The 17172-nt window shown below is 69.9% G+C and carries 15 protein-coding genes; 9 read left to right on the top strand and 6 right to left on the bottom strand.

Going from position 1 to position 17172, the window contains the following annotated elements; all coding sequences use genetic code 11:
* Positions 1-18: 18 nt before the first annotated feature.
* From SSPS47_RS12695 to SSPS47_RS12680, 4 genes are all read left to right on the top strand, one after another.
* Complete coding sequence (locus SSPS47_RS12695; protein ID WP_164251091.1) at positions 19-1842, top strand: ABC-F family ATP-binding cassette domain-containing protein; 1824 nt, start codon at positions 19-21, stop codon at positions 1840-1842.
* A 247-nt stretch (positions 1843-2089) separates the two neighbouring features.
* Positions 2090-3871: a PQQ-binding-like beta-propeller repeat protein gene (locus SSPS47_RS12690; RefSeq protein WP_164251089.1), complete on the top strand. Its 1782-nt coding sequence runs from the start codon at positions 2090-2092 to the stop codon at positions 3869-3871.
* A gap of 61 nt (positions 3872-3932) precedes the next feature.
* A complete protein-coding gene (locus tag SSPS47_RS12685; RefSeq protein WP_164251087.1) occupies positions 3933-5753 on the top strand; it encodes a PQQ-binding-like beta-propeller repeat protein in 1821 nt (606 codons plus the stop codon).
* Between the two features lie 239 nt (positions 5754-5992).
* Complete coding sequence (locus tag SSPS47_RS12680; protein WP_164251085.1) at positions 5993-6661, top strand: LuxR C-terminal-related transcriptional regulator; 669 nt, start codon at positions 5993-5995, stop codon at positions 6659-6661.
* A 75-nt stretch (positions 6662-6736) separates the two neighbouring features.
* Here SSPS47_RS12680 and SSPS47_RS12675 read toward each other — a convergent pair whose 3' ends face one another.
* Both SSPS47_RS12675 and SSPS47_RS12670 read right to left on the bottom strand, forming a co-directional pair.
* The gene (locus tag SSPS47_RS12675; protein ID WP_164251083.1) at positions 6737-7042 is read right to left on the bottom strand and encodes a hypothetical protein; all 306 of its coding nucleotides are present in this window, start codon (positions 7040-7042) and stop codon (positions 6737-6739) included.
* Positions 7043-7062: 20 nt separating this feature from the next.
* The gene (locus tag SSPS47_RS12670; RefSeq protein ID WP_164251081.1) at positions 7063-8745 is read right to left on the bottom strand and encodes a sodium:solute symporter family protein; all 1683 of its coding nucleotides are present in this window, start codon (positions 8743-8745) and stop codon (positions 7063-7065) included.
* Between the two features lie 218 nt (positions 8746-8963).
* On the opposite strand from SSPS47_RS12670, the gene galT reads away from it, so the two are divergent.
* From galT to galK, 3 genes are read left to right on the top strand one after another with little or no spacing between them, the layout of a single operon-like run.
* Positions 8964-10010: a galactose-1-phosphate uridylyltransferase gene (gene galT, locus SSPS47_RS12665; RefSeq protein WP_164251079.1), complete on the top strand. Its 1047-nt coding sequence runs from the start codon at positions 8964-8966 to the stop codon at positions 10008-10010.
* Entirely contained in the window at positions 10007-10975 is a 969-nt protein-coding gene (gene galE / locus SSPS47_RS12660; RefSeq protein WP_164251077.1) for a UDP-glucose 4-epimerase GalE, read from the top strand. Before galT ends, galE begins: the two co-directional genes overlap by 4 nt.
* The gene (gene galK, locus SSPS47_RS12655; protein WP_164251075.1) at positions 10972-12129 is read left to right on the top strand and encodes a galactokinase; all 1158 of its coding nucleotides are present in this window, start codon (positions 10972-10974) and stop codon (positions 12127-12129) included. Before galE ends, galK begins: the two co-directional genes overlap by 4 nt.
* Positions 12130-12160: 31 nt before the next feature.
* Here galK and SSPS47_RS12650 read toward each other — a convergent pair whose 3' ends face one another.
* Positions 12161-12604 (bottom strand): GNAT family N-acetyltransferase, encoded by a 444-nt coding sequence (locus SSPS47_RS12650; RefSeq protein ID WP_164251074.1) that lies wholly within the window; start codon positions 12602-12604, stop codon positions 12161-12163.
* A 256-nt stretch (positions 12605-12860) separates the two neighbouring features.
* On the opposite strand from SSPS47_RS12650, the gene SSPS47_RS12645 reads away from it, so the two are divergent.
* Positions 12861-13631: a response regulator transcription factor gene (locus SSPS47_RS12645; RefSeq protein WP_164251072.1), complete on the top strand. Its 771-nt coding sequence runs from the start codon at positions 12861-12863 to the stop codon at positions 13629-13631.
* Positions 13632-13750: 119 nt separating this feature from the next.
* Here SSPS47_RS12645 and SSPS47_RS12640 read toward each other — a convergent pair whose 3' ends face one another.
* Positions 13751-14248 carry a MarR family transcriptional regulator gene (locus SSPS47_RS12640; RefSeq protein WP_078076909.1) on the bottom strand — a complete coding sequence of 166 codons (498 nt, stop codon included), beginning with the start codon at positions 14246-14248 and terminating at the stop codon, positions 13751-13753.
* 131 nt (positions 14249-14379) lie between these two features.
* Here SSPS47_RS12640 and SSPS47_RS12635 point away from each other — a divergent pair, with 131 nt between their 5' ends.
* Positions 14380-15237 carry a trans-aconitate 2-methyltransferase gene (locus SSPS47_RS12635; protein ID WP_164251070.1) on the top strand — a complete coding sequence of 286 codons (858 nt, stop codon included), beginning with the start codon at positions 14380-14382 and terminating at the stop codon, positions 15235-15237.
* 90 nt (positions 15238-15327) lie between these two features.
* On the opposite strand, the gene SSPS47_RS12630 is transcribed toward SSPS47_RS12635, so the two are convergent.
* On the bottom strand, positions 15328-16023 hold the full coding sequence (locus tag SSPS47_RS12630) for a TetR/AcrR family transcriptional regulator (RefSeq protein ID WP_147876886.1): 696 nt from the start codon (positions 16021-16023) through the stop codon (positions 15328-15330).
* Complete coding sequence (locus SSPS47_RS12625) at positions 16020-17030, bottom strand: fatty acid desaturase (RefSeq protein ID WP_164251068.1); 1011 nt, start codon at positions 17028-17030, stop codon at positions 16020-16022. Before SSPS47_RS12625 ends, SSPS47_RS12630 begins: the two co-directional genes overlap by 4 nt.
* Positions 17031-17172 lie beyond the last annotated feature (142 nt).

Here is a 17172-nt window from a genome sequence, read left to right as displayed (position 1 = left end):
TCCCGTAACAGGAGTGAAATGGCCGTCAATCTGGTCAATGTCGAGGCAGTCACCAAGGTGTACGGCACCCGGGCGCTGCTCGACGGGGTCTCCCTCGGGGTGTCCGAAGGGGACCGGATCGGGGTCGTCGGGCGGAACGGGGACGGGAAGACCACCCTCATCCGGATGCTCGCCAAGCTGGAGGAGGCCGACACCGGGCGGGTCACCCACAGTGGCGGGCTCAGGCTCGGCGTACTCACACAGCACGATTCGCTCGACCCCGCCGCCACCGTCCGGCACGAGGTCATCGGAGACCTCGCCGATCACGAGTGGGCGGGCAACGCCAAGATCCGGGACGTTCTCACCGGGCTCTTCGGCGGGCTCGACATGGCCGGGTTCCCGCAGGGGCTCGACACCGTCATCGGGCCGCTGTCCGGTGGCGAGCGGCGCCGGATCGCCCTCGCGAAGCTGCTCATCGCCGAACAGGACGTGATCATCCTCGACGAGCCCACCAACCACCTCGACGTCGAGGGCATCTCCTGGCTCGCCGGGCACCTGCGGGAGCGCCGATCCGCGCTGGTCGTCGTGACCCACGACCGGTGGTTCCTGGACCAGGTCTGTACGCGCATGTGGGACGTGCAGCGCGGCGCGGTGCACGAGTACGAGGGCGGCTACTCCGACTACGTCTTCGCCCGCGCCGAGCGCGAGCGCATCGCCGCCACCGAGGAGTCCAAGCGGCAGAACCTGGTGCGCAAGGAGCTGGCGTGGCTGCGGCGCGGCCCGCCGGCCCGTACCTCGAAGCCCCGCTACCGCATCGAGGCCGCCAACGAGCTGATCGCGGACGTGCCGCCGCCCCGTGACAGCTCGGCGCTGATGAAGTTCGCCAACGCCCGCCTCGGCAAGACGGTCTTCGACCTGGAGGACGTGACCGTCCAGGCCGGTCCCAAGGTGCTGCTCAGGCATCTGACCTGGCAGCTCGGCCCCGGCGACCGGATCGGCCTCGTCGGCGTCAACGGCGCGGGCAAGACCTCCCTCCTGCGCGCGCTCGCGGAGGCGGCCCGTACGCAGGGCGACGTCCAGCCCGAGGCCGGGAAGGTGACCGTCGGCCGGACCGTCAAGCTGGCGTACCTGTCTCAGGAGGTCGGGGAGCTCAAGCCCACCTTGCGGGTGCTGGAGGCCGTGCAGCAGGTGCGTGACCGGGTCGACCTCGGCAAGGGGCGGGAGATGACCGCCGGACAGCTCTGCGAGCAGTTCGGCTTCGCCAAGGACAAGCAGTGGACGCCCGTCGGCGATCTCTCCGGCGGTGAGCGGCGCAGGCTCCAGATCCTGCGGCTGCTGATGGACGAGCCCAACGTGCTGTTCCTGGACGAGCCGACGAACGACCTCGACATCGAGACGCTCACCCAGCTCGAAGACCTTCTCGACGGCTGGCCGGGCTCGATGGTCGTCATCAGCCACGACCGGTTCTTCGTCGAGCGGACGACGGACAAGGTGTACGCGCTCCTCGGCGACGCCGCCCTGCGTCATCTCCCGCGCGGTATCGACGAGTACCTGGAACGGCGCCGCGAGGTCGTGGAGTCGGCGCCCGCCCCGGCGCGCTCCGGTGCCGGAAGCGGTGCGCCGGCCGCGCCTGCCGCCCCCGCCGCGTCCGCGAAGGACAACCGCGCCGCGAAGAAGGAACTCCAGCGCATCGAGCGGCAGCTCGACAAGATGTCCACGCGCGAGAGTGCGCTTCACGGACAGATCGCCGAAAGCGCCACAGACTTCGACAAGGTGGCCAAACTCGACAGCGAGCTGCGTGAACTCGTCGCGCAGCGCGATGAGTTGGAGATGCGCTGGATGGAGCTCGCCGAGGACGCGTAGAGGCCTCGTAACAACCGCATCACGGGCCGGTCCTCCCTTGGGAACAGGGGAGTACCGGCCCCTCCCGTACAAGGGTGCGAGTGATACAAAGAAGGCCCGCTCGACTGACGTGACACTGCGGATTCCCAAGCCCGAATCGCTCCGTTCCGCCGGCACCGGCTGACATTTCGACAGCCGGTCTTCCCGCCGCCGGAACAGCGGGGGAGACCGACCGGACGAAGGACCGTACGACAAGGGGGAAGCGCTGATGACCCAGCCGCCCAGCCAGCCACCGCCGCCGGGCCAGCAGCCGGGCCAGCAGCCGGGATACGGGTACCCGCAGGGGCAGCCCGGCTACGGCTACCCGCAGACGCCGCCCGTCCCCGGCCAGCCGCCGGCCCAGCCCGGCCCGTACAACCAGCCGGGACCGTACGGCTCGCAGCCCGGCCCGTACAACCAGCCCGGCCAGCCCGGCCCCTACAACCAGCCGGGACCGTACGGCCAGCGGGCCAACCCGTACGGCGGTGGCGGCGGTTACCCGCCCCAGCAGTACCCCGGCGCGCCCACCCCGCCCCCCGGCGGCAACGGCGGCGGCAGCTTCTTCAAGCGCAAGCCCGGCGTCGTGATCGCCGCGGCCGTCGCGGGTCTGCTCGTCATCGGCGGCGGCACCTGGTTCCTCGTCAGCGGTGACGACGACGGCGGCAAGAAGAGCGTCAGCAAGAAGGACGACGACGCCAAGCCCGACGGCGGCGGCTCGGACGACGAGCCCGACAACGGTGACGGCACCGGCGGCGGGCGCGAGGCGCAGGACGACCTCAACGCCGGGCGCAAGGACGGCGAGTCGAAGATCCTCTGGCTCCAGAAGAACGATGTCGACCTGCCGAAGAACGGCGCCGACGTGTACGGCCCGTGGTTCGCCGGCGACATCGTCGTCAAGGCCATGTACAAGAAGGTCGTCGGGTACGGCGTCGCGGACGGCAAGCAGAAGTGGAGCCTCACCCTGCCCGCCGAGATGTGCGCGGCGCCCACGGTGTCCACGGCCGACGGCAAGATCGTCCTCGGGATCAAGGACGGTGTCACGGAGAAGTCCGACTGCTCCGTTCTCCAGCAGGTCGACCTCAAGACCGGCAAGGGCGGCTGGAAGCAGACGCTCAAGCAGCAGGGCAACTTCGACTTCCTCTCCGACATCACCCTCGCCATCAACGGCGACACGGTCACCGCGGCCCGCACCGGTCACGCCAACGCCTTCCGGATGAGCGACGGCAAGGCGCTCTTCGACGAGGTGGCGGGCGACTGCCAGCCCGACGCGATCTCCAGCGGTGCCAGGATGATCGCCGCCGAGTCGTGCCCCGGCGGTGACATAGACAAGCAGCAGAACCAGGTCCAGGAGCTCGACCCGGCCACCGGCAAGGCCAAGTGGACGTACAAGCTCAAGACCAACTGGGAACTCGACAAGGTCTATTCGAGCGATCCGATCGTCCTGTCGCTGACCGAGCCCGACAAGAAGTCCTGGGCCATCGTCGCGCTCAACGACAACGGCACCGTGCGCTCCCAGATCGACGGCGGCAAGGACAAGTTCCAGCCCAAGTGCGGCGGAGGCTTCATCGTCTTCGGCGCCAACCTGGACGGCTGCACCGGTGTCGCCGCCGACGCCAGCACCTTCTACATGGCGACGCAGCCCAGTGAGACCGGCTCGTCCGGCACCAACGAGGTCATCGCCTTCAGCCTCGACACCGGCAAGGCCAAGTGGCGCGCCAAGGCCCCGGCCGAGCGCGTCATGACGCCGCTGCGGATGGAGGGCGCGAACGTGCTCCTCTACTTCGAGCCGGCGTACGACAAGGGCGGCGCCGTCGCGACCCTGGCGCCGACCGGAGGCGCCCCCAAGGTGCTGCTCAACAACCCGCAGTCCACCTCCCAGATCGAGAGCTCGTTCTACGACTCCGAACTGGACTACGTGGGCGGGCGGTTCTTCGTGACCAGCAGCCGGGTCAGCGCCAGTGACGACAAGGCCGAGATGGAGACGAAGACCATGATGGCCTTCAGCGAGTGACACACTGCGTGTCTCTCCGACTCCGCTCCGTACGCATTCTCCCCTTTGAGGTAAGCACGCCATGAGCCAGCCACCCCAGCCGCCCAACGAGCCCCCGCAGGGAGGGTTCGGCAAGCCGCAGGAGCCGCCGGCCGGGGGCTTCGGCGCACCGACCGAGCCGCCTCCCGGCGGATTCGGCGCGCCGACGCCGCCGCCCGAGCAGCCCGGCTACGGCTATCCGCAGACGCCCCCCGGCCAGCCGGGCCAGTCCGCTCAGCCGCAGTACGGCTACCCGCAGCAGGGCCAGTACCCGCAGCAGCCGCCGACGCAGCCCATGGGGCAGCCGCAGTACGGGTATCCCCAGCAGGGCCAGCCCCAGTACGGCTACCCGCAGCAGCCGGGCCAGCCGTACAACCAGCCGGGTCCGGGCGCACCCGGCGCACCCGGCGGCAAGAAGGTCAGCACGCAGGCGCAGATCATCATCGCCGCGGTCGTCGCCGTCGTCCTGATCGTCGGCGGAGGCGTGTACTTCGCCTCCAGCGGCGACGACAAGGACAACCAGGCCAAGAAGTCCGACACCAAGGGCGGTGACAAGGGAGGCGACAACGGGAAGTCCCTCGGCGGCGGCACGGAGAAGCCCCCGGGGAACAACAACTCCAAGGTCGCCTTCCAGCTGCCGCAGCCCAAGGTCGGCGACATCACCGACGTGTCCGGCTCATGGCTCACCGACAAGGCGTACGTCAAGACCGGTGTGAACCAGATCGTCGGCTACGAGGCGGACACCGGCAAGCAGCTCTGGACCATCCCGCTGCCCGGCCAGGTCTGCGCGGCCTCACGCCACGCCACCGAGGACAACAAGACCGCCGTCGTCTTCGCCGCGAGCAAGCCGACCGCCAAGGAGAAGTACGTCTCCTGCACCGAGGTCGGCGCGATCGACCTCGACAAGGGCGCCCTGCTGTGGACCGAGTCGGTCACGGGCGGCAACTCCGGTGACGACAAGGCCGCCTTCCGGGAGGTCACCCTCAGCGGCAAGACCGTCGCCGTCGGCGGCACCGACGGCGGCGCGGCCTTCGACCTCACCACCGGCGACAACCTGTGGAAGCCCGACGTCAACGCCGAGGGCTGCTACGACATGGGTTACGGCGGCGGCCCCGCCCTCGTCGCGGCCCGCAAGTGCGGCTCGTACGACGACCCGACGGTGACGATCGAGACGGTGAAGCCGACCGACGGGACGCCGATCTCCAAGTTCAAGATGCCCGCGGGCGTCGAGTACGTCTCCGTCGTCTCCACCAAGCCGCTCGTCGTCGCGGCCGATGTCGGCGACACCGCCGGTGACGGCAGCGGCATCTCGGACTTCTTCTCCATCGACGAGAAGACGGGCAAGCTGCGCGCCAAGATCCCCGTGGACGCGGACAAGTACGCGGGCCGGTGCGGCTCCACCGAGGTGGAGCAGTGCTCCAAGCTCGCCGTCGGCAACGACAGGATCTACGTGCCGACCGAGGAGCACGAGGGCACCGGCGACGAGTACGGCCAGACCAACGAGATCGTCTCCTTCGACCTCGCGACCGGCAAGGCCACGACCGACCGGGCCGACGCGGGCGAGCGTTACGCGATGTACCCGCTGCGCATGGACGGGTCGAACATCATCGCGTACAAGTGGCCCCCGTACGACAAGGGCGGACAGATCGTCTCGATCGACGGCGGCACGTTCAAGGAGACGGTTCTCATGGAGAACCCTGCCGAGGAGTCCGTCCGTGAGGCGGAGACCAGCTTCTCGCTCGACGGCGCGGAGATCCGCTTCGGCGGCGGCCGGATGTACACCTCGGAGACGCTGATCAGCGAGCCGAGCGACTACAGCAAGGACCGCAAGGAGTACCTCGTGGTGGCGTTCACCACGAACTAGTGGGGTGGGCGCAGGAGTTCACCGGGTCCGCCCGGTGGGCCGTTCGTCCTCGACCGCCGGACGGGCCGCACACGCGGCCCGTCCGGCGATCACGTTCGCCCCTGAATCGCGGCGAATTCGACAAGTGGGCGTCTTCTTACCCGTATGGGGGCGCGCGGTCCCGGCCGAGCGTGTAGCTTGCCGGGTCAGGGCGGCCGGGGGGCCGGGGGGCCCTGGGCCTGGGGGGATGGGATTGCTCGATGGGTATACGGCTCATGGTGGTTGACGACCACCGACTACTCGCCGAGGCGCTCGCCTCGGCCCTGAAACTGCGCGGGCACCGGGTGCTCGCCGCCGCCGCGCCCACGGCCGGCGCCGCCGAACTGGTCGTGAGCCGGGCGCCCGAGGTGTGCCTCATGGGGACGGCGGCTCCGGCCGGTCCCGGCGCCTTCGACCCGATCGTACGGATCCGGCGCGACCGCCCGCAGGTGGCGGTCGTGGTCCTGGGACCGGTGCCGAGCCCGCGCGGCATCGCCGCCGCGTTCGCGGCCGGGGCGTGCGGATACGTACGGCACGACGAGCGCATCGAGGGAGTGGAGCGGGCCATAGTGAAGGCGCGGGCGGGCGACGCGGCCGTGGCGCCGGGGCTGTTGCAGGGGGCGTTCACCGAACTGCTGAATCCGGTGGCCCAGCCGGACGACGAGGGGCAGCGGCTGCTGCGGATGCTCACACCGCGCGAGATCGAGGTGCTGGTGCGGGTCGCCGAGGGGGACGACACCCGGCTGATCGCCGCCGGTATGGGGATCGCGCCGAGCACCGCCCGTACGCATGTGCAGCGGGTCCTGATGAAGCTGGGGGTCGGCTCCCGGCTGGAGGCGGCGGCGCTGGCCGCCCGGACGGGACTGCTGGACCGCGCCATGAACGAGTGATCGCCGGACGGGCCGCGCAGAGGCGGCCGGTCCGGCGATCGATCGGGGCGGGCGCGGCGACGGGCCGCGGGCCGGTTACTTCCCGGTGTCGGGCGCGCCCGGTTCGTCCGACGCGGCCGGCGGGGGTATCTCCGTCGGGCGCAGCTTCATCCAGCCCAGGAAGAACAGGCCGAGTGCCAGCATCGCCAGCCCCGTCCAGAGGTTGATGTTGACGCCCTCGGCCTTCTCCATGTCCGCGTCGGAGACGAAGACACCGGCGACGGTGACGATCACCCCGTACAGCGTGAACAGGCCGCCGATGATGAGCCGGATGTCGAACAGGCGGGCCGCCGTGGCGGACCGGCCTTCCAGTTCGGAGACTTCCTTGTGCAGGTCGGACATGATGTGTGCCTCCGTTTCTGTCAGAACGAGTACGGGATGTAGCAGGCCGCGGCGATGACGATCGCGCCCCAGCCGAGCAGGGCGGGCTTGCGGTACCAGGCGTCGTCGCCCTCGGCGGGTGCCTCGGACATGCCGGGTGACGTCGTCCCGTAGACCAGGCCCGCGAGTTCGGCCTCCGGCTTCGGCGCGGTGAACAGCGTGACGGCGACCATCACCACCGCGCCGGCGACGAAGCCGACGATCGCGGAGACGAAGTTGGCGCCCTGGTCGCTGGGTATGCCGATGACGCCCTGCTTGTAGATCCAGAAGTAGTTGACCATCGCGGCCGTCGTACCGGCGACCAGACCCCAGGCGCCGGACTTCATCGAGGCCCGCTTCCAGAACATACCGATGATGAAGACCACGAACATCGGCACGTTGAAGAAGGAGAACAGGGTCTGGAGGTAGCTCATGATGTTGGAGAAGCTGGCGGCGATGAAGGCCGTGCCGACGGAGGCCAGTACACCGATCGCGGTGATCAGCCGTCCGAAGCGCAGGTAGTACGTGTCCTCGCGGTCCTTGACCACGTACTTCTGCCAGATGTCGGTGGTGAAGACGGTGTTGAAGGACGACACGTTCGCCGCCATGCCGGCCATGAAGGCGGCCATCAGACCCGTGACGGCGATCCCGAGCACACCGTTGGGCAGCAACTCCTGCATCAGCAGGGGGATCGCGTCGTTGTACGTGAGGTCCGAGCCCGCCGTGCCTATCTTCGGCACGATCACGGCGGCGGCCAGGCCCGGGATCATCACCAGGAAGACGATGAAGATCTTCGGGAACGCGGCGATCAGCGGGGTGCGCTTGGCGGCCGAGAGGTTCTTCGCGGAGAGCGCGCGCTGCACCTCGGCGAAGTTGGTCGTCCAGTAGCCGAAGGAGAGTACGAAGCCGAGCCCGAGGACGATCGTCAGCCAGTTGGCGCCGAGCGGGTTGGCGTCGCCGATGCCCGTACCGCCCCAGGCGCTCAGGAAGTTGTCGCCCTTGCTCGCGCTCAGCGAGCCGGTCAGACCGTCCCAGCCGCCGACCCGCTTGAGGCCGAGGACCGTGAGGGGGATGAGGGCCGCGAGGATGACGAAGAACTGGAGCACTTCGTTGTAGATCGCCGACGAGAGGCCGCCGACGGTGATGTACGCGAGGACGAAGAACCCGGCGACGACGATCGAGACCCACTGGGGCCAGCCGAGCAGCGCCTCGACCACGATCGACAGGGCGTAGAGGTTGACGCCCGCGATGAGGATGGCGGCGAAGGCGAAGAGGACCGAGCTGAGCAGGTGCGCCGACTTGTCGAAGCGCTGGAGCAGGAACTCGGGGACGGACCGCACCTTGGAGCCGTAGTAGAACGGCATCATCACCAGGCCGAGGAAGACCATGGCGGGGATCGCGCCGATCCAGTACCAGTGGACGACGGCCACGCCGTACTGGGCGCCGGTCGCGGCCATGCCGAGGATCTCGGTCGCGCCGAGGTTGGCGGCGACGAACGCGAGGCCGGTGACCCAGGCCGGCAGTGATCTGCCGGAGAGGAAGAAGTCGAGGCTGGTCTTGACGCTCGCCCGGGCGGCGAAGCCGATGCCGAGGACCACGATGAAGTAGATCGCCAGGATCGCGTAGTCGAGGCCGTTCGTGGGGAGCCGAAGTCCTTCGGCCAGGTAGTACGTGGGGGACTGCATGGGGGTACCCGCTTCGTCGCGTGAACGTTTCGTCGGTGGAGCCTGCAATGACTCCGTCGGAACTTACGCCTCCCATTAACTAAACTGAACACTTTTGATGGTGTTCTTTGTTCGATCGTGATCGAGTGTCGCAACCGTTGACGTAGGTGTTGGCTCGTGGTTAGTTATGTTTAGTTCTGTTTGGGTGCGGGCTCGGGTGCGGCCGGAGGAAGAAAACGATGAAGAAGACGGTGACGTCGCTCGCCGACGGCCGGGAGCTGATCTACTACGACTCCCGTGACGACGCCGTACGCGACGCCGTGGACCGGCGGCCACTCGAACCGATCTCCACCACCTCCGGGATCCGCCGCGACCCGCTGCTCGGCGACTCGGTCGCCGTCGCCTCGCACCGCCAGGGCCGCACCTACCACCCGCCGGCCGGCGAGTGCCCGCTCTGCCCCACCGACACCGCCGCGGGCCGCCTCGGCGAGATCCCCGACAGCGACTACGACGTGGTCGTCTTCGAGAACCGCTTCCCCTCGCTCGCCGGGGACTGCGGACGCTGCGAAGTCGTCTGCTTCACCTCCGACCACGGTGCCTCGTTCGCCGATCTCACCGAACAACAGGCCGGTCTCGTCCTCGACGCGTGGACCGACCGCACCGCCGAACTGGCCGAACTCCCGCAGGTGGAGCAGGTGTTCTGCTTCGAGAACCGCGGCCCCGAGATCGGCGTGACCCTCGGGCATCCGCACGGGCAGATCTACGCGTACCCCTTCGTCACCCCCCGAACCGAACAGATGTCCCGATCGGTCGCCGAGCACCGCGCCGCCACCGGGGGCAACCTCTTCGACGACGTCCTGGAGCGCGAGCGGGCCGACGGACGGGTGATTCTCACGGGTGAGCACTGGGTGGCGTTCGTGCCGTACGCGGCGCACTGGCCGTACGAGGTGCACCTCTACCCGCTGCGCCGGGTGCCGGACCTGCGGGGCCTGGACGAGGCGGCGCGCGCCGAGTTCCCCGCCGTCTATCTGGAGCTGCTGCGGCGCTTCGACCGGATCTTCGGCGCGGACGAACCGCCGACGCCGTACATCTCCGCCTGGCACCAGGCGCCGTTCCGCCAACCGGGGCGCCACGACTTCGCACTCCACCTGGAGCTTTTCACGATCCGCCGGACATCGGGCAAGCTGAAGTTCCTCGCGGGATCCGAGTCCGGAATGAGCGTCTTCATCAACGACGTACCGCCGGAGACCGCGGCCGAGCGACTGCGAGAGGTAGCGAGCGCGTGAGTGGCAAGTATCTGGTGACGGGCGGCGCGGGGTATGTCGGCAGCGTGGTCGCCACGCATCTGCTGGAGGCCGGGCACGAGGTGACCGTGCTCGACGACCTCTCCACCGGCTTCCGGGAAGCGGTCCCCACGGGCGCCGAATTCATCGAGGGCCGGGTCCACGACGCGGTCAAGTGGCTCGACCCCTCCTACGACGCGGTCCTGCACTTCGCCGCGTCCTCGCAGGTCGGCGAGTCCGTCGCGAAGCCCGAGAAGTACTGGGACAACAATGTCGGCGGCTCGATGGCGCTGCTGGAGGCCATGCGCGCGGCGGGCGTACGCAGACTCGTATTCTCCTCGACGGCCGCGACGTACGGCGAGCCCGTCTCCACCCCGATCACCGAGACCGACCCGACCGCGCCGACCAGCCCCTACGGCGCCTCCAAGCTCGCCGTCGACCACATGATCAGCGGCGAGTGCGTGGCGCACGGGCTCGCCGCTGTCTCGCTGCGGTACTTCAACGTCGCGGGCGCGTACGGCAGTTACGGCGAGCGCCACGACCCCGAGTCGCACCTGATCCCGCTCGTCCTGCAAGTCGCCCTCGGCACACGGGAGTCGATCTCCGTGTACGGCGACGACTACCCGACCCCGGACGGCACCTGCGTGCGCGACTACATCCATGTCGCCGACCTCGCCGACGCCCATCTGCTGGCCCTGACGGCTGCCGCCGAGAGTGAACACCTGATCTGCAACCTGGGCAACGGCAGCGGGTTCTCCGTCCGCGAGGTCATCGAGACCGTGCGTACCGTCACCGGGCACCCGGTACCGGAAGTCGCGGCGCCGCGCCGCGCCGGCGACCCCGCGGTCCTGGTCGCCGCCGCCGCCACGGCGCGCGAGCGCCTGGGCTGGACCCCGAGCCGCGCCGACCTGGCCGGGATCGTCGCGGACGCGTGGGCGTTCGCACGTCGAGAGGAGACACACAGGTGAGTGGTCCGAGCGTGGCCGACGGGTTCCAGGACCTGTACGGCGCGGCGCCCGAGGGTGTGTGGGCCGCGCCGGGCCGGGTGAATCTCATCGGCGAGTACACCGACTTCAACGACGGTTTCGTGATGCCGCTCGCACTGCCGCACACCGCCGTCGCCGCGGTGTCGCGGCGCACGGACGGCGTCCTGCGCGTGCACTCCGCCGACACCCCCGGCGGGGTGGTGCGGCTGGCCGTCGACGAACTGGTGCCGCTCTCGGACACCGGCTGGGCCGCCTACCCGGCGGGCGTCGTATGGGCGCTGCGCGAGGCGGGCCACGAGATACCGGGCGCCGACATCCACCTCGCGTCGACGGTGCCGACGGGCGCGGGACTCTCCTCGTCGGCGGCGCTGGAGGTCGTGACCGCGCTCGCACTGAACGACCTGTACGAACTCGGCCTCTCGGCGCCCGAGTCGGCGGTCCTCGCCCAGCGCGCCGAGAACGCGTTCGTCGGCGTCCCCTGTGGCGTCATGGACCAGATGGCCTCCGCCTGCTGCACCGACGGGCACGCGCTGTACCTCGACACCCGCGACCTCTCGCAGCGCCAGGTCCCCTTCGACCTCGCCGCCGTCGGGCTTGAGCTGCTGGTCGTCGACACACGTGTGAAGCACGCCCTGGGCGACGGCGCGTACGCGCAGCGGCGCGCCGGTTGCGAGACCGGCGCGCGGGCGCTCGGCGCGCGCACGCTGCGTGAGGTCGAGTACGCACGTCTGCCCGCGGCGCTGGAGCGGCTGGCCGGCGAGGAGGAGAACGTACGCCGCTGTGTCCGCCACGTCGTGAGCGACAACCACCGGGTGGAGCGGGTCATCGGCCTCCTCGACGCGGGCGACGTCCGCGCGGTCGGCCCGGTCCTGGTCGAGGGCCATGTCTCGCTCCGCGACGACCTGCGGGTCTCGTGCGCGGAGCTGGACCTGGTGGTGTCGTCGGCGGTGGCGGCGGGCGCGCTCGGCGCGCGGATGACGGGCGGCGGCTTCGGCGGCTCGGCGATCGTCCTGGTCGAGACGGCGGACGCGGACACGGTGACGAAGGCGGTCCTGGAGGCGTTCGCGACAGTGGGACACACGGCGCCCCGCGTCTTTCCGGCGGTCCCGTCGCGGGGGGCGTACCGGGTGGGCTGAGGGCGGCGCCTTCCTCGGTTCGGGTGAGGTCTCAGGCCAGGCGCTTGATGAAGAGGAACTCCGTGACGCCGGGCGGATAGTCGGGGATGTGCCCCGCCAGGTCGTAGCCCTGCCGCCGGTAGAACGCCGGCGCCTGGAAGTCCCAGGTCTCCAGGCGCGCGTGCGTACAGCCACGGGCGCGGGCCAGATCCTCCGCCTCCGTCAGCAGGCGCGTGCCGAGACCCGCGCCGCGGTGCGTCTCGTCCATCCACAGCAGATCGACATGGAGCCAGCGCGCCCACACATGGGCCGCGAGACCGCCGGCCAGCGCGCCCGTCGACTCGTCCAGCAGCCACACGTGCAGCTGGAACTCCTCGTCGTCGGCCGACCCCCGCAGCTCGCGCAGGACGGCGGAACGGGCGGTGTTGGTCTCCCGCATCCGCTCTTGCAGCAACGCCCGTCGTTCGTTGTCGACTTCCGTCTCCAGACGCAACATGCGCCCCAGACTAACCAGACGTCGCCGATCAGTTCTGCAAATAGTCTTCCGCTCCCGGCGCCCGCCCGTACGCTGATGCACAGCACCGGTGGGGGCCGGTGCTGATCAGGGAAGCGAGACAGTCGGGTACGACGCCCGGGGTGGGTGGGCAGCCGCACGGCGGCGGCCGTGGCGGTACCAGTGTCCACGCGACGCGAACTCACCCCACCGGGCGCCGTACCCGCGTCGTCCGCGCCCCGACATCTGGGGGTGTCAATTGGTCCGTATCAGAGTTCTCGTGGTGGACGACCACCGCATATTCGCCGAGTCGCTGGCAGCCGCCCTCGCGGCGGAGCCCGACGTGGACGTCGCGGCCGCCGGCAGCGGTCCCGCCGCGCTGCGCTGTCTCGAACGGGCGGCGACGGAGGGGCGCGCGTACGACGTGATGCTGGTCGACGCCGACCTGGGCGTCGTCGCGGGTACGGGCGGCGGTCCGGTGGCGCGCGCCGTACCCGACAGCGGCGAGGCGGGTCTCGGGCTCGTCGACGGCATCTCGCTGGTCGCGGGCGTGCGTTCGGGACAGCCGTCCGTGCGCTGCGTGGTCCTCGCGGAGAAGGACGACCCGAGCCGCGCGGCACTCGCGCTCCAGGCGGGCGCGTCCGGCTGGGTCGCCAAGGACTGCTCGCTGCAGCGGCTGCTGGCGGTGATCAGGGGCGTGCTGCGCGACGAGACACATCTGCCGCCCGCGCTGCTCACGAGCGTCCTGCGGGAGCTGACCGCCGCGCGCAAGCACCGCACGGACAGCGAGCGGCTGGTCGACTCGCTGACGCCGCGCGAGCTGGAGGTACTGCGCTGCATGGTGGCGGGCCTGGGGCGCAAGGCGGTGGCCGAGCGCCTCTTCCTGTCCCCGCACACGGTCCGTACGCACATGCAGAACGTGCTGGGGAAGCTCGGCGTCCACTCGACACTGGCGGCGGTCGCACTGGCCCGCCGCGCGGGAGTGGGCCCGGCGGACCTGGGCGACACGGACGCGGTGCGGGTGGGCTAGGGTCTGTCGTTCGGATCTTGCCGGGCGTCGTGAGCCGGACACCAGTTCGAAGACAGGACCTGGATCCGGGCCGGCGGATCTTCGGGGCCCGGCCGTTCCCGGGCCGGGCGGGGCGGGTGTCAGCCGGGGATGTTGTCGAACGGCGCGGTCAACCGGCGCAGCAGCGCGGCCAGTTCGCCGCGCTGCCCGCGCGACAGCTCCGCGAGGATCGCGCGTTCCTGGGCGAGCAGCCCGGCCAGCGCCTGGTCGGCGCGGTCACGCCCTTCGGGGGTGAGCCGGACGAGGACCCCGCGCCGGTCGCTGGGGTCGGGCAGCCGCTCGACCAGGTCCTTCTTCGCGAGCCGGTCGATGCGGTTGGTCATCGTGCCGGACGTCACCAGGGTCTGGGTCAGCAGCTGACCGGGGGAGAGCTGGTACGGAGCGCCCGCCCGCCGCAGCGAGGTCAGGACGTCGAACTCCCACGGCTCCAGATGGTGCTCGGAGAACGCGAGGCGCCGGGCCCGGTCGAGATGGCGCGCGAGCCTGCTGACGCGGCTGAGCACCTCAAGTGGTTCCACGTCGAGGTCCGGCCGCTCCCGGCGCCATGCTGCGACCAGACGGTCGACCTCGTCCTCCATGGCGATCAGTGTAGAGGGTCTGTCGACATGAAGTCTCTTGACGTCAAGATATACTTGGGTGCAGGCTTGGGCATGGTCGGGCGCGGACGGGAATCCGCTCGTCCGCTCCGTATCCCGAGGGGACTTCGTACATGCATTCGGCAGCGACTCCGGCGGCCACCCCGGCATCCACGTCCGCACCGACCTGGGACCCGCAGCAGTATCTCCACCACTCCGTGCACCGCACCCGCCCGTTCCTGGACCTGCTGGGCCGGATCCCCGAGCTGCCGGGCGGGAACCGGCCCGCGCGGATAGCGGACATCGGCTGCGGCCCCGGCAACGTCACGGCGCTCCTCGCCGAACGTTGGCCCACCGCCCACATCACCGGCTTCGATCTCTCCACCGAGATGCTGGAGCAGGCCGAGAAGGAGTACGCGGGCCCCACCCCCGGCGGCGGCCTGCTGGACTTCCGGTCCGCCGACGCCGCCCACTGGACCCCCGACGAGCCGTACGACCTGATCGTCTCCAACGCCGCTCTCCAGTGGGTCCCGAACCACGCCGAATCCTTTCCCGGCTGGATCGACGGCCTCACCCCCGGCGGTACGTTCGCCTTCCAGGTCCCCGGCAACTTCACCGCCCCCAGCCACGCGCTCCTCGGCGAACTGTGCGAGACCCCGCGCTGGAGCCGCCGTCTCGACAGCCACGGCCGGCGCTTCGTACACATCCTGGATCCGGCCGACTACCTGCTGCGCCTCACGGACCTCGGCTGCACGGCGGACGCCTGGGAGACCACGTACCTCCAGTTGCTCTCCGGCCAGGACCCGGTGCTCGACTGGGTCAAGGGCACCGCCCTGCGGCCCGTCCTCACCGAACTCGCCGACGACCCCCAGGCCGCGGCGGACTTCCTCGGCCAGTACGGCGACCTGCTCCGCAAGGCGTATCCACCCGGCCCGCACGGCACGGTGTTCCCGTTCCGCCGGATCTTCGCGGTGGCGAGAAGGCACGCCTGATGATCGCGGGCGTCGACGACTCGACGACGACCTGAGGGACCCGACCACCGGAACGCCTCGGCGCCCCGGTGGCCGGGTCCCGGCTCGCCCTCACACCTTTCGGTGCCCTATCAGCCGTGGCTTCGCCTCCAGATTGCCCAGCCCGTGCCACGCCAGGTTCACCAGGTGCGCCGCCACCTCGTTCTTCTTCGGGCGGCGGGTGTCCACCCACCACTGGCCCGTCAGCGCCACCATGCCCACCAGGGCGTGCGCGTACAGCGGGGCCAGCTTCGGGTCGAAGCCGCGTGCCTTGAACTCCATGCCGAGGATGTCCTCGACCTGCGTGGCGATGTCGCTGATCAGCGAGGCGAACGTGCCCGTCGACTGCGCCACCGGCGAATCGCGGACCAGGATGCGGAAACCGTCCGTGTACTCCTCGATGTAGTCGAGGAGCGCGAACGCCGCCTGCTCGCACAGCTCTCGCGGATGGCCCGCCGTAAGAGAACTCGTCACCATGTCGAGCAGCTGGCGCATCTCGCGGTCGACCACGACCGCGTACAGGCCCTCCTTGCCGCCGAAGTGCTCGTACACCACCGGCTTGGAGACGCCCGCCTTCGACGCGATCTCCTCCACCGACGTGCCCTCGTAGCCCTTCTCGGCGAACAGGGTGCGGCCGATGTCCAGCAGTTGCTCGCGACGCTCCTTACCGGTCATCCGCACCCGGCGGGAGCGCCGGACGGGCGCGCTCGGGGTCCGGCTCTTTTCGGTGTCGCTCTTACCGCCGTCGATCGCCACGTTGCCAATCATGCCGCGTTGGGATGGTCAATTTTCCGCCGGGCTTCCAGCCGGCCGGCGTCGGGCCAGCGCACGCTGTGCGCCCAGCCGAACGCCTCGAACCACCGGATCAGCCGGGCGCTGGAGTCGATCTGACCTCGCAGCACACCGTGCCGGGCGCTCGTCGGGTCCGCATGGTGCAGGTTGTGCCATGACTCGCCACAGGACAAGACCGCCAGCCACCACACATTGCCTGACCGGTCACGCGATCTGAACGGCCGCTTGCCCACCGCGTGACAGATCGAGTTGATCGACCACGTGACGTGGTGCAGCAGCGCCACCCGCACGAGCGAGCCCCAGAAGAACGCCGTGAACGCGCCCCACCACGACATCGTCACCAGCCCGCCGACCAGCGGCGGGATCGCCAGCGACACGAACGCCCACAGCAGGAACTGCCGCGAGACCCGCCGGATCGCCGGATCCCTGATCAGATCCGGCGCGTACTTCTGCTGAGGCGTCTGCTCCTCGTCGAAGAGCCAGCCGATGTGCGCCCACCACAGGCCCTTCATCAGCGCGGGCAGCGTCTCGCCGAACCGCCACGGCGAGTGCGGGTCGCCCTCCGCGTCCGAGAACTTGTGGTGCTTGCGGTGATCGGCGACCCAGCGGACCACCGGACCCTCCACGGCCATCGACCCCGCCACGGCCAGCGCGATCCGCAGCGGGCGCTTCGCCTTGAACGAGCCGTGCGTGAAGTACCGGTGGAAGCCGACCGTGATGCCATGGCAGCCGATGAAGTACATCGCCACGAGCAGACCCAGATCGAGCCAGCTCACCCCCCAGCCCCAGACCAGCGGAACGGCGCCGAGCAGGGCGATGAAGGGCACGACGATGAAGAGGAGCAGCGTGATCTGCTCCAGCGAACGCTTGTTCTCCCCGCCGAGCGTGGCAGAGGGAGCGGGCGGAGTGGGGGGAGCGGAGGAACCGTCCGGCGCAGGCTGAGCCTGTGAGGAGTCGCCGAGAACGTCAGGGCTTGTCGACATGGGTGTGTCCCCTGGAGGTGTGGAATGCGGCATTCTGCCCGTCTACGGGCGCGTAACCTACGGCAACGTAAGTATGGCAGCGAAGAGGCACGCGACAAGGGGCCTGTGGATAACGACGCGCAAAGGACACCTATCCTTGTGA

The organism is Streptomyces sp. S4.7, from assembly GCF_010384365.1.
GTDB lineage: Bacteria > Actinomycetota > Actinomycetes > Streptomycetales > Streptomycetaceae > Streptomyces.
Note: the sequence above shows the minus strand (reverse complement) of the source record. Positions and strands in the feature narration are given on the sequence as shown.

Excerpts from the sequence above, each read along its gene's own strand:
- SSPS47_RS12690 (WP_164251089.1), top strand. The coding sequence starts at position 2,090 with ATGACCCAGCCGCCCAGCCAGCCACCGCCGCCGGGCCAGCAGCCGGGC.
- galT (WP_164251079.1), top strand. The coding sequence starts at position 8,964 with ATGAAGAAGACGGTGACGTCGCTCGCCGACGGCCGGGAGCTGATCTAC.
- SSPS47_RS12635 (WP_164251070.1), top strand. The coding sequence starts at position 14,380 with ATGCATTCGGCAGCGACTCCGGCGGCCACCCCGGCATCCACGTCCGCA.
- SSPS47_RS12695 (WP_164251091.1), top strand. The coding sequence starts at position 19 with ATGGCCGTCAATCTGGTCAATGTCGAGGCAGTCACCAAGGTGTACGGC.
- SSPS47_RS12670 (WP_164251081.1), bottom strand. The coding sequence starts at position 8,745 with ATGCAGTCCCCCACGTACTACCTGGCCGAAGGACTTCGGCTCCCCACG.
- SSPS47_RS12625 (WP_164251068.1), bottom strand. The coding sequence starts at position 17,030 with ATGTCGACAAGCCCTGACGTTCTCGGCGACTCCTCACAGGCTCAGCCT.
- SSPS47_RS12680 (WP_164251085.1), top strand. The coding sequence starts at position 5,993 with ATGGGTATACGGCTCATGGTGGTTGACGACCACCGACTACTCGCCGAG.
- SSPS47_RS12675 (WP_164251083.1), bottom strand. The coding sequence starts at position 7,042 with ATGTCCGACCTGCACAAGGAAGTCTCCGAACTGGAAGGCCGGTCCGCC.
- SSPS47_RS12685 (WP_164251087.1), top strand. The coding sequence starts at position 3,933 with ATGAGCCAGCCACCCCAGCCGCCCAACGAGCCCCCGCAGGGAGGGTTC.
- SSPS47_RS12630 (WP_147876886.1), bottom strand. The coding sequence starts at position 16,023 with ATGATTGGCAACGTGGCGATCGACGGCGGTAAGAGCGACACCGAAAAG.
- SSPS47_RS12650 (WP_164251074.1), bottom strand. The coding sequence starts at position 12,604 with ATGTTGCGTCTGGAGACGGAAGTCGACAACGAACGACGGGCGTTGCTG.
- SSPS47_RS12640 (WP_078076909.1), bottom strand. The coding sequence starts at position 14,248 with ATGGAGGACGAGGTCGACCGTCTGGTCGCAGCATGGCGCCGGGAGCGG.